Source organism: Micromonospora sp. NPDC049523 (assembly GCF_040676775.1).
Classification (GTDB): domain Bacteria; phylum Actinomycetota; class Actinomycetes; order Mycobacteriales; family Micromonosporaceae; genus Micromonospora_G.
In genome coordinates this window covers 203,556-217,988 of the sequence record NZ_JBFAPP010000012.1, presented here as the reverse complement: position 1 = coordinate 217,988, position 14,433 = coordinate 203,556, and the positions used below count along the sequence as shown (strand labels likewise).

General features: G+C 71.6%; 13 protein-coding genes and 1 pseudogene. 3 read left to right on the top strand and 11 right to left on the bottom strand.

Features of this window, described 5'->3' with window-relative positions; genetic code table 11:
* The first annotated feature begins 158 nt into the window (after window positions 1-158).
* Both mptB and AB0J90_RS20780 read left to right on the top strand, forming a co-directional pair.
* Window positions 159-1,718 carry a polyprenol phosphomannose-dependent alpha 1,6 mannosyltransferase MptB gene (mptB, locus tag AB0J90_RS20785; protein ID WP_363598142.1) on the top strand — a complete coding sequence of 520 codons (1,560 nt, stop codon included), beginning with the start codon at window positions 159-161 and terminating at the stop codon, window positions 1,716-1,718.
* Window positions 1,715-2,611 (top strand): annotated as a pseudogene (locus AB0J90_RS20780) (glycosyltransferase family 87 protein); the annotation flags it as partial. The gene mptB and the pseudogene AB0J90_RS20780, both read left to right, overlap by 4 nt.
* A gap of 354 nt (window positions 2,612-2,965) precedes the next feature.
* Here the strand turns inward: AB0J90_RS20780 and aroQ are convergent.
* The 3 genes from aroQ to AB0J90_RS20765 form a co-directional block, all read right to left on the bottom strand.
* A complete protein-coding gene (aroQ, locus tag AB0J90_RS20775) occupies window positions 2,966-3,436 on the bottom strand; it encodes a type II 3-dehydroquinate dehydratase (RefSeq protein ID WP_363598140.1) in 471 nt (156 codons plus the stop codon).
* Entirely contained in the window at window positions 3,433-4,512 is a 1,080-nt protein-coding gene (gene aroB, locus AB0J90_RS20770; RefSeq protein ID WP_363598138.1) for a 3-dehydroquinate synthase, read from the bottom strand. Before aroB ends, aroQ begins: the two co-directional genes overlap by 4 nt.
* A 103-nt stretch (window positions 4,513-4,615) precedes the next feature.
* On the bottom strand, window positions 4,616-5,620 hold the full coding sequence (locus tag AB0J90_RS20765; protein WP_363598136.1) for a YafY family protein: 1,005 nt from the start codon (window positions 5,618-5,620) through the stop codon (window positions 4,616-4,618).
* Window positions 5,621-5,706: 86 nt separating this feature from the next.
* On the opposite strand from AB0J90_RS20765, the gene AB0J90_RS20760 reads away from it, so the two are divergent.
* Entirely contained in the window at window positions 5,707-6,432 is a 726-nt protein-coding gene (locus tag AB0J90_RS20760; RefSeq protein WP_363598134.1) for an alpha/beta hydrolase, read from the top strand.
* A 4-nt stretch (window positions 6,433-6,436) separates the two neighbouring features.
* On the opposite strand, the gene AB0J90_RS20755 is transcribed toward AB0J90_RS20760, so the two are convergent.
* From AB0J90_RS20755 to AB0J90_RS20720, 8 genes are all read right to left on the bottom strand, one after another.
* Window positions 6,437-6,940, bottom strand: coding sequence for a shikimate kinase (locus AB0J90_RS20755; RefSeq protein WP_363598132.1), 504 nt, complete (start codon window positions 6,938-6,940; stop codon window positions 6,437-6,439).
* Window positions 6,940-8,118: a chorismate synthase gene (aroC, locus tag AB0J90_RS20750; protein WP_363598130.1), complete on the bottom strand. Its 1,179-nt coding sequence runs from the start codon at window positions 8,116-8,118 to the stop codon at window positions 6,940-6,942. The genes AB0J90_RS20755 and aroC overlap by 1 nt, the downstream gene beginning before the upstream one ends.
* A gap of 246 nt (window positions 8,119-8,364) precedes the next feature.
* The gene (locus AB0J90_RS20745; RefSeq protein WP_363598128.1) at window positions 8,365-9,192 is read right to left on the bottom strand and encodes a shikimate dehydrogenase; all 828 of its coding nucleotides are present in this window, start codon (window positions 9,190-9,192) and stop codon (window positions 8,365-8,367) included.
* Window positions 9,193-10,395 carry an endolytic transglycosylase MltG gene (mltG, locus tag AB0J90_RS20740; protein ID WP_363598126.1) on the bottom strand — a complete coding sequence of 401 codons (1,203 nt, stop codon included), beginning with the start codon at window positions 10,393-10,395 and terminating at the stop codon, window positions 9,193-9,195.
* Window positions 10,392-10,853 (bottom strand): Holliday junction resolvase RuvX, encoded by a 462-nt coding sequence (gene ruvX / locus AB0J90_RS20735; protein WP_363598226.1) that lies wholly within the window; start codon window positions 10,851-10,853, stop codon window positions 10,392-10,394. Before ruvX ends, mltG begins: the two co-directional genes overlap by 4 nt.
* Before the next feature lie 86 nt (window positions 10,854-10,939).
* Complete coding sequence (gene alaS / locus AB0J90_RS20730; RefSeq protein WP_363598124.1) at window positions 10,940-13,624, bottom strand: alanine--tRNA ligase; 2,685 nt, start codon at window positions 13,622-13,624, stop codon at window positions 10,940-10,942.
* Window positions 13,621-13,926 (bottom strand): hypothetical protein, encoded by a 306-nt coding sequence (locus AB0J90_RS20725; RefSeq protein ID WP_363598122.1) that lies wholly within the window; start codon window positions 13,924-13,926, stop codon window positions 13,621-13,623. The genes alaS and AB0J90_RS20725 overlap by 4 nt, the downstream gene beginning before the upstream one ends.
* 42 nt (window positions 13,927-13,968) lie before the next feature.
* Window positions 13,969-14,433, bottom strand: coding sequence for a DUF948 domain-containing protein (locus AB0J90_RS20720; RefSeq protein ID WP_363598120.1), 465 nt, complete (start codon window positions 14,431-14,433; stop codon window positions 13,969-13,971).

Sequence of the window (14,433 nt, the reverse complement as noted above, 5' to 3'; positions counted from 1 at the left end):
GATCTTCAATTGGCGGACAGACCTAACGAGTCTACTTGCCGGGACGCCCTCCGCGCTGGCACGGGTACGGGCGGTTGATCGAGACCGGACGCGTGGGCGTCACGCGCCGGACAACTCGCGGTCGGGTCCGGGACATCCGTCGCTGACAGCGTGCACGGGTGCCGAACCCGGTCACCCGACTCTCCGTGCTCGCCCGCTGCCGTGCTCTGGGAGTGGCCGGGGTGACCCTGCTGGCCCTCGGCGCCGCCGGAGCCGGTGCGCTGCCGACCCGCGGCCCCTTCCCCGTCCTGGACGAACTGCGCCGGCATCCGGGACTCGGCCTGGTCTGCGCCACCTTCGGGCTGGCGCTGCTCGTCGCCGCCTGGTGGCGGCTCGGCCGGCTGGTCCGCGACGAGCACCCGCCCCGCCCGGCGGCCCTGCTCGTCACCCTGGCGCTGTGGGCGGCACCACTGCTGATCGCGCCGCCGATCTTCAGCCGCGACGTCTACAGCTACCTGGCCCAGGGCGCGATGGTCGGCGCCGGGCTGGACGTCTACCGACACGGGCCGGCCACCCTCGGCGGCCCACTCGCCGCCGAGGTGCCGGCGATCTGGCAGCACACCACCACCCCGTACGGCCCGGTTTTCCTGGTCCTGGCCACGGCGGTTGCCGCCGTGACCGGCACCCACGTGGCCCTCGGCGTGCTCGGCCTGCGGATGGTCGCGGTGCTCGGCGTGGTCCTGCTCGCCGCGGTCGTGCCCGGCCTGGCCCGGCGCTGCGGGGTCGACCCGGCGGCGGCGCTCTGGCTCGGCGTGCTCAACCCGCTGGTCCTCATCCACCTGGTCGGCGGCGCGCACAACGACGCCCTGATGGTGGGGCTGCTCGGCGCCGGGCTGGCCGCGGCGGTGGCCCACCGGCCGGCGCTCGGCACCGCGTTGCTGACCCTGGCCGCCCTGGTGAAGGCGCCGGCCCTGGTCGCGCTGGTGTTCGTCGCACCGCTGTGGGCCGGGCAGCTCGCCGGCCGCTGGCGGACCGTCCGGGCACTGCTCGGCACCGCCGTGGTGGCGGTCGGCACGACGGTGCTGGTCACCGCCGTGGCCGGCACCGGGTACGGCTGGATCACCGCCCTGGACACCCCGGTCTCGGCCGCGAACTGGTCGGTGAGCAGTGCGCTGGGCCGGGCCACCCGCGCCCTGCTGGAGCTGATCGGCGCGGACGTGGCCCCGCACGCGGTTTCGTTCTGGCGGTGGGCCGGTCTGGCCGTGGCACTCGCCGCCGGGCTGCTGCTCTGGCTGCGCCGCGACGAACTCGGACCGGTGTACGCCCTCGGGCTCGGCCTCGGCGCGCTGGTGTTCTTCGGCCCCGCCGTCCGGCCCTGGTACCTGCTCTGGGGGCTGGTGCCGATCGCCGTCGCCGCGGCCGACGGGCGGCTGCGCCGATGGGCCGCGATCGCGTGTGCCGTACTGGCCCTGGTCGTCCTGCCGGACGGGTACGCGCCGGGGCTCGCCGAGCTGGCCCAGGTGGCCCTCGGCGGCGCGCTGGCCGTACTGCTGGTCCTCGGACTGCATCACCGGGGCCGGTTCCGGCTCGCCCCGGCCGCCGTACCCGGGGCTGCGCTGCCGGCACCCCGGCGAGGCGACCTGGACCGCCTGCCCGACCCACACCCGCACCTGCCCGCACGCGTACCCGCGCAGCGGCTGGCCGCGTCGGACCCGTCCCCCTCCGGAGGAGCACGATGAGCCGACTTCGGGCTCCCCGCCGTACCCGCGACCGGGTGCTGCTGATCGGCCCGCTGGTTGCCGCCTGCGCGGTGTTCCTGGCCACCGTCCCGGTACACCGGGGCTTCTTCGACGTCGGCGTCTACCAGGGCGCGGTCATCCACTGGCTGCGCGACGGCGGTCAGCTCTACGACTACCTGCGCCCCGGCACCCGGTACGGCTTCACCTACCCGCCGTTCGCGGCGCTGGTGATGAGCCCGCTGGCACTGGTCGGCTGGCCGGCGGCGATCGTCACCAGCATCGTGGTCAACGTGGCCGCCGCCGGGCTGGTGGTCCACTGGCTGCTCAACCCGATCGCCCGGCGGCACGACTGGCCACGCTGGTACGCGTACGCGCTGACCGGGTGCGCGGTGGCGGTCTACGAACCGGTCCGGGACACGGTCAGTTTCGGACAGGTCAACCTGCTGCTGCTGGCCCTGGTGCTGACCGACCTCATGCTGTCCCGAGGCGACCGGCACCGGTTCGCCGGGATCGGCATCGGTCTCGCCTCGGCGATCAAGCTGACCCCGGCGGTGTTCATCGTCTACCTGGTGCTGGTGGGACGGTGGCGGGCCGCCGCCGTGGCCGCCGGCACCGCCGCGAGCGCGACCGCTCTCGCCGCCGTACTGGCGCCGCACCCGTCGTACGTGTTCTGGACGCACGCGCTGTGGGACACCGACCGGGTCGGCGACCTGGGCTACGTGTCGAACCAGTCGCTGCGGGGCCTGCTGACCCGGCTCGACCCGAACCTGGGCAAGGGCGTCTGGCTGGCCGTGGTCCTGGCCGTGCTCGTGGCATGGGCGATCCGGGTACGCCGGGCCGCCCGCGCCGACGACCCGCTCGCCGGCTTCGCCCTCACCGGGATCGTCGGCTGCCTGGTCAGCCCGATCACCTGGGTGCACCACCTGGTCTGGCTGCTGCCCGCGCTCGCGGTTCTCGGCAACGCGGCACTGAGCGCCGGACCGGGCCCGCGCAGGCGCCGGCTCGGCACCGCCACCGTGGTGGCGTACGTCCTGCTGTGCAGCAGCGTGGTCTGGCTCTGGTGGGACGACCCCAGCGGGCCCGTCGGGCTGGTCGGCGCCAACGCCTACGTCTGGATCAGCCTGGCGCTACTGGTCGGCCTCCCGATCGGCGGCCTCCCAATCGGCGGCCGAACGGTCAGCGGCCGAACGGTCAGCGGCCGACCCGTCAGCGGCGTATCGGTGGCCGACCAGCCAACCGGCAACGGCTCACTCGGCGTCCAACGGCTCGGCGGCAGCCCGGTCGGCGGCCAGCCGGTCGGCGAGGTGGACCAGCGCGAGCCGGTAGCCGTCCACGCCGAGTCCGGCGATCACGCCGGTGGCGACCGCGGAGACGACCGAGTGGTGCCGGAACTCCTCCCGCGTGTGGATGTTGGAGATGTGCACCTCGACCAGCGGCCCACGGAGCATGGCGCAGGCGTCGCGGACCGCGTACGAATAATGTGACCAGGCGGCCGGGTTGAGCACCACCGCGGCCTGCTCGTCGGCGGCCGTGTGCAGCCAGCCGAGCAGTTCGTGCTCGGCGTCGGTCTGCCGTACCTCGACGTCGAGGCCGAGTTCCCGCCCGGTGCGCTCGCAGAGGTCGACCAGCCCGGCGTAGCTGGTCAGCCCGTACACGTCGACCTGGCGGGTGCCGAGCCGGCCGAGGTTGGGTCCGTTGAGGACGTACACCTTCGTCACCGGGCCACCGCCTCGTCGTACGCGGCGCGCAGCAGGTCCTCGTCCGGCCCCTCCAGGATCGCCGGCCGGGCCAGCCCGTCGAGTACGACAAAACGCAGCCGGGCGCCGCGTGCCTTCTTGTCCACCCGCATCGTGGCCAGCAGGTCCGGCCACGCGTCCGCCCGGTAGCCGGTCGGCAGGTCGAGCAGTTCGAGCACGCTGCGGTGCCGCTCGGCGGTGAGCGGGTCGAGCCTGCCGGCGAGCCGGGCCAGGTTGGCGGCGTAGACCAGACCGACGGAAACCGCGTGGCCGTGCCGCCACCGGTAGCCCTCGGCCTTCTCGATCGCGTGCGCCAGCGTGTGCCCGTAGTTGAGGACCTCGCGTACCCCGGACTCGCGCAGGTCCCCGGAGACGACGTCGGCCTTGACCTGGATGGCCCGCTCGATCAACTCGCGTACCACCGGCGCCCCGGGCCGGGTGGCCGCGACCGGGTCGGCCTCGACCAGGTCGAGGATGACCGGGTCGGCGATGAAGCCGCACTTGACCACCTCCGCCAGCCCGGCGACCAGGTCGACCGGGGGCAGGGTGTCCAGGGTGGCCAGGTCGCAGAGCACCCCGGCCGGCGGGTGGAACGCTCCGACCAGGTTCTTTCCCGCCCCGGTGTTGATCCCGGTCTTGCCGCCCACGGCCGCGTCGACCATGCCGAGCAGCGAGGTCGGCACCGCCACCCACCGGACCCCGCGCAGCCAGCAGGCGGCCACGAAGCCGGCCAGGTCGGTGACCGCGCCGCCGCCGACCCCCACCACCGCATCGGTACGGGTGAAGCCGGCCGCCCCGAGCCGGTCCCAGCAGCGGGCGGCGATGTCGATGTTCTTGCCCGCCTCCGCGTCCGGCACCTCGACCAGCAGCGGCGTACGCCCGTCGGCGCGAACCTGTTCGGCGAGCGCGTCGGCCAACGCCTTGAGCGGTGGTGCGTGGAGCACGGCGACCCGGTCCGCGCCGGGCAGCAGCGCCGGCAGGCTATCGAGCAGGTCCCGGCCGACGAGGACGTCGTACGTCTGCTCGCCGCCGATCGAAATCTTCGTCAACTCGTCCATCGGGGCCGAGCCTAGTGCGCCCCCGTCGGGGTGTTGTGCAACCGGCCGCTCAGGTGTCCGGATGGCGGGCAGCGGCTCAAGTGTCCGGGTGGCGGGCGTGCGCTCAGGTGTCCGGATGGCGGGCGGCGAGGGCGGCGAGCCGGGTGGCGTGTTCGGCCAGCGCGGTACGCAACTCGTCCGGGCGCAGGATGGTGAACGGCCAGCCGAGCCCGGCGAGCAGTTGGGCCATCCCGTCCAGGTTCTCCGCTCGGGCGCGTACCAGCACCCCGTCCGGCGCCTCGGTCAGCTCGGCCACGCTCGGTGGGATCCGGCGACGGGCCTCGGTCAGGTCGGTTTCCAGCAGCACCTCGACCGACCAGGTGTACGGCACTCCGGCCAGCGACCGGGCCACGTGTCCGACCGGGTCGAACCCCTCCGGCACGGTGAACTGCCCCGCTCCCCCGTCGGCCGATGTCCCGCCCGTGGGGTCCGTCGACGGTTCGACGGCGGCAATCCGGTCGAGGCGGAACGTGCGGATCTCGTCACGGCGGTGGTCGTGGCCGGTGACGTACCAGCGGCCGGCGTGGAAGACCAGGCCGTACGGGTCCAGGTCGCGGCGGGAGTCCTCGCCCCGCCACGAGCGGTAGGTCAGGCTGACCCGACGGCGGGACCGGGTCGCCGCCCCGAGGGTGAGCAGCACACTCGCCGCCGGACCGACCGTCTCCGTACGCCGCCTGGCGGTGAAGCCGAGCGTCTGCCGTACGGCGCTGAGCCGGTCGGCCAGCGCCTCCGGCAGCACCCGACTGATCTTGCCGAGCGCGACGGCGGTCGCGGGTGCCTCGGTGCCGAGGCCGAGCTGTTCCGCCGCGACCAGCCCGAGCACCACCGCCACCGCCTCGTCGTCGGTGAGCATCAGCGGCGGCAGCTTGTAACCGGGCAGCAGCCGGTAGCCGCCGTACCGTCCCCGGGCGGCGGTCACCGGGATGCCGAGTTCCTCCAGGGTGCGGGCGTAGCGGCGGACGGTGCGCTCGTCGACGCCGAGGCGGGCGCTGAGTTCCGCCCCGGTGAGCCGGTGCTGGCTCTGGAGCAGTTCGAGCAGGCCCAGCACCCGAGCGGCGGGATGTGACACAGACCACTCTCCAATACCGGACCGATCCTGCCCGGATTCGATCGTACGGTTTCACCAGACGACATCGAGCGACGGGAGACACGGGGATGAGCACGTTCGTACTGGTTCCGGGGTTCTGGTTGGGCGCGTGGGCGTGGCAGGACGTGACCGCCGCGCTGCGGGCGGACGGCCACGAGGTCCACCCGGTGACCCTGACCGGGCTCGCCGACCGCGCCCACCAGCTCGGCCCCGAGGTGGACCTGGAGACCCACACCGCCGACATCGTCGGGCTGATCGAGGCCGCGGACCTGCGGGACGTGGTGCTGGTCGGCCACTCCGGCGGCGGTCTGCCGGTCACCCAGGCCGCGGACCGGATCCCGGACCGGATCGCCCGGGTGGTCTACGTCGACAGCGCACCGCTGCCCGACGGCGTCTCCCAGTTCGACACCAACCCGCCGGAGGAACAGGACCGCACCCGCAGCCTGGTCCGGGACGGTCAGCTACCGCCGCCGGCCTGGGATCCGGCCGCCGATCCGGAGAACCTGGCCGGGCTCGACGAGCCGGCGTTGGCGCTGCTGCGGGCGCGGGCCACCCCGCAACCTTTGCGGACCGCCACCGACCCGGTCCGGCGTACGGGAGGACGGGCGGTGCCGACCACACTGGTGGCCTGCACCTTCCCGGTGGAGGTGGTCCGCTCGATGATCGATCAGGGGGTGCCGATGTTCGCCGAGCTGGCCGGGGCGGACATCCACGGGCTGCCGACCGGCCACTGGCCGATGCTCAGCGAGCCGAAACGTCTGGCCGACCTGCTCGACTCGATCGCCTCCGCCTAGGCGCTTACGCCTTGAGCAGGTGCAGGATTTCGTCGGCCACCTGCTCCGGCGTACGACCGTCGGTGATCACGGTGTGCGCGGCGACCTCCTGGTAGAGCGGTCGCCGCTGGTCGAGCAGGTACTTGAGGGTGGCGCGCGGGTTGATCGCGAGCAGCGGTCGGCCCGCGCCGAGCCCGACCCGCCGGATCGCGTCGGTCAACTCCACCGACAGGTAGACCACGGTGTGCCCGGCCAGCGCCGCGCGGGTCGACTCGGCCAGGATCGCGCCGCCGCCGAGGGCGAGCACCCCGTCGAACTCACCCAGCGCGGCCAGCACGGCGTCTCGTTCGAGCGTACGGAAATGGTCCTCGCCCTCGTCGACGAAGATCTCCGGGATCGGCTTGCCTGCGGTCGCCTCGATGTCGAGGTCGGTGTCCCGGAAGCCGACGCCGAGTGCGGTGGCGAGGACCTGACCGGTGCTGGTCTTGCCGGATCCGGGTGCGCCGACCAGGACGCAGATCGGGGCCATCAGCGGATCACCAGGTGGTCCAGGTAGCCGCCGAGGTTACGTCGGATCTCGGCGATCGAGTCGCCGCCGAACTTCTCCGTCGCCGCCTCGGCCAGCACCAACGCCACCATCGCCTCGGCGACCACGGCGGCGGCCGGCACCGCGCACACGTCGGAACGCTGGTTGATCGCGGTCGCCGGTTCACCGGTGGTCACGTCGACCGTGGCCAGGGCCCGGTTCAGCGACGAGATCGGCTTCATCGCGGCGCGTACCCGAAGGGGTTCTCCGGTGGTCATGCCGCCCTCCAGACCCCCGGCGCGGTCGGTGACCCGGCGTACCCCGGTCGCGGTAGGCACGATCTCGTCGTGCGCGACCGACCCGCGCGAGCGGGCCTGGAGCCAGGCGTCACCGATCTCCACGCCCTTGATCGCCTGGATCGACATCAGCGCGGTCGCGAGCCGGGCGTCGAGCTTGCGGTCCCACTGCACGTGACTGCCCAGACCCGGCGGCACGTTGTACGCCAGCACCTCCACGATGCCGCCGAGCGTGTCCGCGTCCTTCTTGGCGGCGTCGACCTCGGCCACCATCCGGGCACTCGCCTCCGGGTCGAGACAGCGCAGCGGGTCGGCGTCGATCCGCTCGGCGTCCTCGGGACGGGGTTGCAGGCCGGGCTTGGCCGCGACCGAGCCCAACTCGACCACGTGCGACACGATCTCGATGCCGAGCCCCTGCCGGACCAGCGCCTTCGCCACGGTGCCGACGGCGACCCGGGCGGCGGTCTCCCGCGCACTGGCCCGCTCCAGGATCGGGCGGGCGTCGGTGTGACCGTACTTCTGCATTCCGGCAAGGTCGGCGTGACCGGGGCGGGGACGGGTCAGCGGGGCGTTGCGTGCCTGGCTGGCCAGTTCCTCCGGGTCGACCGGGTCGGCGGACATCACGGTCTGCCACTTCGGCCACTCGGAGTTCCCGATCCGCACGGCGACCGGGCTGCCCAGGGTGACCCCGTGCCGTACGCCACCGATGATCTCGATCTCGTCCCGCTCGAACGCCATCCGCGCGCCCCGGCCGTAGCCGAGCCGACGGCGGGCCAGCTCGCGGACGATCTCCTCGCTGGTCACCTCGATCCCGGCGGGCACCCCTTCGAGGAGCGCGACGAGGGCGGGGCCGTGCGATTCACCCGCGGTCAACCAGCGCAACAAGGCAGCGAACCTTTCCCTTTTCCATGCGGTGCCGGGCCGGGTCGTCCTGGGTCCTACCGGACGCCGCCCACATGCCAGTTGCCCAGTCTGGCACGCCCGGGATCAGCCTCCGGCGAGCCCCACCGCCCCGTCTCGGTGTACGGACGGCCAGACCTACCAATCGGCACACAGCGAGTAAAGATCTTTTCACGGTCGGAAACCTCGACGCTCGCCGTGCGCTGGAACGTCGGGGCGACAGCCGGAGCGTCAGGCTGCGGCGTGAGCGGAAAACAGCGCCGTACGCATCGCCGCGACGGGTGCGGTCACGCCGGTGAAGTGTTCGAACTGGCCGACCGCCTGGGCCAGCAGCAGGTCGAGTCCGGAGACGATCCGGCACCCCGCCGCACGGGCGTCGGCGGCCAGCGGCGTCGGCCACGGGTCGTAGAGCGCGTCGAAGAGCACCGTCGACGGCAGCCAGGAGATCTGTCCGGCGAGCGGATCGGCGACACCCTTCGGCACGGTGGAAATCACCACGTCCGCCAGTGCCTGCTTGGGTGCGTCGGTCCAGTCCGCCGGGACCAGCGATATCCCCAGCTTGCGCGCCACCGGCCGGAGTTCGTCGATCGCCGACGACCGGCGGGCCACCACGGTCACCCGCTCCGCCTGGAGTTGGACGGCCGCGGCCAGTGCCGCCCGCGCGGTGCCACCCGCACCGAGCACGGTCACCGTGGCGCCGGCCGGCACCCCGGCCGCCCGAAGCACCTCCACCATGCCGGGGACGTCGGTGTTGTCGGCGTACCAGGAGTTGTCGGGTCGGCGTACCAGGGTGTTGGCGGCACCGACGGCGGCGGCGACCGGCGAGACCTCGCCGGCCACCGCGAGCCCGACCTCTTTCAGCGGCATGGTCAACGACAGCCCGGCCCACTCGGCGCCGAGACCGGCCACCAGATCCGGTAGCTCGGCCTCGGCGCACTCGATCGCACTGTACGACCAACCGGTCAGGCCGGCCGCGTGGTAACCCGCGTTGTGGATCACGGGCGAGAGGGAATGCGAGATCGGCTTACCCAGCACCGCCGCGCGTCGGGCCACGACCACTCAGAGCACGCCGTTCTCTCGGGCTTTCTGCTGGTTACGCAGGTGCTCGGCGTTGGTCTTGGCGAACTCCGAATGCCCCTGCTTGTCGACCGCCACGAAGAAGTACCAGTCGCCCTTCGGCGGATCCATCGCCCCCTGCAACGCCAGCTTGCCGGGGTTGTCGATCGGGGTGGGGATGAACCCCTTCAGCTTCCGGTTGTACGGATTCTTCTGGTCGTCCAACTCTTTCGCGGTCATGTCCTTCGACGACTTGGTCGGCAGCCCCCGGACGTCGAACCAGTAGTTGACCGTCACGTCCATCTCGAAGCACTCGCACGGCACCTCGGCGTTCGGCTTGAACAGCCGGTTGTACGCCACCCGGGCGACCTTGCCGAGGTCGTCGGGGTTACCCGCCTCGACCTGGGCGAGCGAGGCCACGATCAACGCCTCGTACGGGGTGACACCGCCCAACTTCTCCTGCACCACGTCGGTGAACTTGATCTGGCCGGCGACGGTGAGGAATCCCTGCACCATTTCCTTGAGGATGCCCTCGGCGGTGGCGTTCGGCGGCAGGTCGTACGTATCCGGGAAAAGGAAGCCCTCGATCGACGGGGTGACCTTCTTGTTGTCGCTGCGCTTGAACCAGAAGTCCGGGATGCCGAGCGCGATCGGGTCCTTCGCCGCCGCCTCGAACTCCGCCACCGGGATCTTGGTGGTCTCCTCGAGCTTCTTGTAGACCTGCTTGGCGGTCAGACCCTCGCGGATGGTGACCTTGTTCGTCACCCTGGTCTTCGGGTCCAGCAGCAGGGTCAGCGCGGCCTCGCCCGACATCTGCTTGCGCACCTGGTAGAAGCCCGGCTGGATACCGGTGCTCGCCGAGTTCTTCTCGGCTGCGGTGACGAACGCCTTGGGGCTCTTGACCACCCCCTGGGTGACCAGGGTGTTGCCGATGTCGGCGAGGAAATCGCCGTCCTTGATCTCGATCACGACCTGTCCGGTGCCGGCGCCCTCGTAGTCGGGCGCACCGAACAGCCCCTGGATCCGGTCGCCGGCGTACCAGACACCACCGCCGAGTACGGCGAGCAGGACAAGAGGCAGCACCAGGGCGAGCACGGTCTTGCCCCGGCCACCACGACCCTTGCGCTTCCGGTCGCGTACGCCACCGCGCCGGTGTTGTCCCTTCTCGGTTCGCTCGTCGAACGCGAGCTCCAAGTCGTCGATCATCTGGTCCGCCTCCGCTGCCCGTCTAGCCAGCTCTGCAGGATCTCGACTGCGGCCGCCTGATCGACCACAGCGCGTTGACGCTTCCCCCGAACGCCTCGCTCGGACAGCCTACGGGTAGCCACGACCGTCGACATCCTCTCGTCCGTGAGAGTCACCGGAACGGGGGCAATCACCTCGGCCAGTCGGCTGGCGTACGCCTTGGTGTGGATCGCCGCCGGGCCGTGCACCCCGGCAAGATTCACCGGTAACCCGACGACCACCTCGACACTTCGATGCTCCGCGACGAGATGCGCCAATTCCGAGATGTCCGCCGGAACCGCTTTCTCGTCCGTGGCGAGGTCACGGGCCAGGGTGATCAGCGGAGTGGCCAGAATGGCGTCCGGGTCGCAGATCGCCACGCCCACCCGTACCTTTCCGACGTCGACGCCGAGCCGTACACCGGGCGAGAAATGCCCCATACCGATTGACCTCCCCTCGCTGCATACGGAAAGCAGACCGCCGTGGTTCACGATCTGACCACGACGATCTGCCTCCGAGCAATCCATCACGCCTCGGCGATTGCCTTTTCCACGGTCCCGAGCAGCGTCGGCGCCTGGTCCGCCGGCACCCCGCCGCCCTGGGCCAGGTCGGCGTTGCCGCCGCCCCGACCGGACAGCGCCGCCTTGACCAGGTCACCCGCGGACAGGCCGCGTCCCTTGGCGGCGGCGTTCAGCGCCACCACCAGCGAGGCCTTGCCACCGGAGCGGGCCGCCACCGCGACCACCGCGGGACGAGCCGCGTCGATCTTGCCGCGGATCTCCTGCGCCAGGGTCCGTACGTCGTTGCCGGCCGCACCCTCCGGCGCCTCGACGCCGACGAAGGCCACCCCGCGTACGTCGCGGGCACCGGCCGCGAACGCCGCCGCCCCGCCGAGCACCATCTGCGCCCGGAGCTTCTCCAGCTCCTTCTCCGCGTCCCGCAGCTGCGACACGGTCTGCTCGACCCGGTCGGCCACCTGCTCGTTCGGCACCCGGTAGAGATCGGCCAGCCGGGACACCAGCAGGTGCTCCTTGGCCAGGAAGCGGAACGCGTCGATGCCGACCAGGGCCTCGACCCGGCGTACGCCCGAGCCGATCGACGACTCGGAGAGGATCTTCACCAGGCCGAGCTGACCGGAACGGGCCACGTGCGTACCGCCGCAGAGTTCACGGGCGTAGTCACCGACCTCGACCACCCGCACCTCTTCGCCGTACTTCTCGCCGAAGAGCGCCATCGCGCCGAGCCGACGGGCCTCGGCCTGCGAGGTGATGAAGGCGTGCACCTCGAGGTCGGACAGGAGAACCTCGTTGACCTGCTGCTCGACGTCGGCGAGCACGCTCGGCGAGACGCCCGTCGGGGTGTTGAAGTCGAACCGCAGCCGGCCGGGCGCGTTGAGCGAACCCGCCTGGGTCGCCGACTCACCGAGGAAGTTCCGCATGGTCTGGTGCACCAGGTGGGTCGCGGTGTGCGACCGGGAGATGGCCCGGCGCCGGGTCACGTCGATCTCGGCCAGACCGGCCTCACCCGTACGCACCTCGCCCCGGACCACCCGGGCCCGGTGCACGATCAGACCGGGCACCGGCTGCTGCACGTCGAGCACCTCGACCTGCCCGCCGCCGACCGTGATCAGGCCCAGGTCGGGCTGCTGGCCGCCGCCCTCGGCGTAGAACGGGGTGGTGTCGAGCACCAGCTCGACCGTCTCGCCCTCCCCCGCCACCTCGACCGGCACGCCGGCCCCGGCGAGCAGGGCGCGGACCTTGGACTCGCGGCTGACCTCGGTGTAGCCGGTGAAGGTGACCGGTCCGCCGTTGTCCAGCACCCCGCGGTACGCGGACAGGTCCACGTGTCCGGTCTTGCGCGCCTGCGCGTCGGCCTTGGCCCGGGAACGCTGGTCGGCCATCAGCCGGCGGAAGCCGTCCTCGTCGACCGTCAGCCCCTGCTCGGCGGCGATCTCCAGGGTCAGGTCGATCGGGAAGCCGTACGTGTCGTGCAGCTGGAACGCCCGCTCACCGGTCAGCGCCGGCTTGCCCGCCGACTTCGACTCCGCGATCGCGGTGTCCAGGATCGTGGTGCCCGCCCGCAGGGTGGACAGAAACGCGTCCTCCTCGGCGTACGCGTACTGCGAGATCCGGTCGAAGTCCTCGGCCAGCTCCGGGTACGACGGCGACATGCAGTCCCGGGCCACCGGCAGCAGCTCGGGCAGGGCCCGCTCCTGCCAGCCGAGCAGCCGCACCGAACGGATCGCCCGGCGCATGATCCGCCGCAGCACGTAACCGCGACCCTCGTTCGACGGGGTCACCCCGTCACCGATCAGCATCAGCGCGGTCCGCACGTGGTCGGCGATCACCCGCAGCCGTACGTCGTCCGGGTGCGACTCGCTGGCCGCGTGACCCGAGTGGGCGCCGTACCGCTTTCCGGTCAGCTCCGCCGCCCGGTCCAGGATCGGCCGCACCTCGTCGATCTCGTACAGGTTGTCGACACCCTGGAGGATCGAGGCCATCCGCTCCAGGCCCATGCCGGTGTCGATGTTCTTCGCCGGCAGGTCACCGAGGATCGGGAAGTCCTCCTTGCCGGCGCCCGCACCCCGCTCGTACTGCATGAAGACCAGGTTCCAGAACTCCATGTAGCGGTCCTCGTCGACCTCCGGACCGCCCTGCGCGCCGAACTCCGGTCCCCGGTCGTAGAAGATCTCCGAGCACGGCCCGCACGGGCCGGGAATGCCCATCGACCAGAAGTTGTCCTTCTTGCCCCGCCGCACGATCCGCTCCGCCGGCACCCCGACCTGCTTGTGCCACAGCTCGAACGCCTCGTCGTCGTCGAGGTAGACGGTTGGCCAGATCCGCTCCGGATCCAGCCCGAACCCGCCGTCGGCCTGCGACTTCGTGATCAGGTCCCAGGCCAGGCTGATCGCCCCGGACTTGAAGTAGTCCCCGAACGAGAAGTTCCCGTTCATCTGGAAGAACGTCCCGTGCCGACTGGTCTTGCCGACCTCGTCGATGTCCGGCGTACGGATGCACTTCTGCACCGACACCGCCCGCTGGTACGGCGCCGCCTGCTGCCCCAGGAAGTACGGCACGAACTGCACCATGCCCGCGTTCACGAACAACAGGTTCGGATCGTTGATGGCGGGCAGCGGAGCGGACGGCACCACGGCATGGCCATTCGCCTCGAAATGCGCCAGGTACCGCCGCTTGATCTCCGCCGTTTTCATCGGGAGCCATCCTCCGGGAAAATCTCGTGGTCGCCGATCCGCGGGTCCCCGCGCAGGTCGGCGAATTGGTCGTCGAACGCCACGCCCTCGGCGAAGGCGTTGTGGATCTCCTGCTCGCGTTCGGCCATGCCGGCCCGAACGTCGTCGATGAAGCCACGCAGGGACTCGACCGCGCCACCGGCGGATGCCGAAAGCGACGTGGCGATGCCGCCCGGTGTGTACGACTGGGCGGTCCGGGTCACCTTGCGGACGACCAGCGCCCCGACGGCGAGCCCGATGCCCAGCCAGAGCAATCGCCTCATGGCCTTATCCTCTCTCCCCGCTCCGGTGAACCCGGCACCAGGTCAGCGGTTGTCGCCGCGCTTGGCTGCCCGGCGCTGCTGCTTGAGCGTCGCCCGTACCTCGCGGTCGGTGTCGGCGTGCCGGCGGGCGGCGGCCGCCTTGCGTACGCCGTAGCCGAAGGCGGCCACCTTGACCAGGGGGTTCGCCGCCGCGGCGGAGACCACGGTGGCGAGGTTGGCGACGTTGGCGGTGACGTTCTGCGCGTGACCGGTCATCGTGTCGATCTTGGCGAGCTGGATGTTCACCCCGTCCAACGAGGTGTGCACCTGCGTGAGCGCCACGTTCACGTTCTCGATGGTGGCGTTCGCGTTACCCAACAGTGGCGCCGTACGGTCGTTCAGGTCGTTGATCGCCTGGGTAGCGGCGTCGACCGTGTGACGCAGCCGCAGGATGGGCACGGCCAGTACGAGCACCAGCATCAGGAACGCCCCCGCCGCGACGAGCGCGGCGATCTGTCCAGGGTTCAC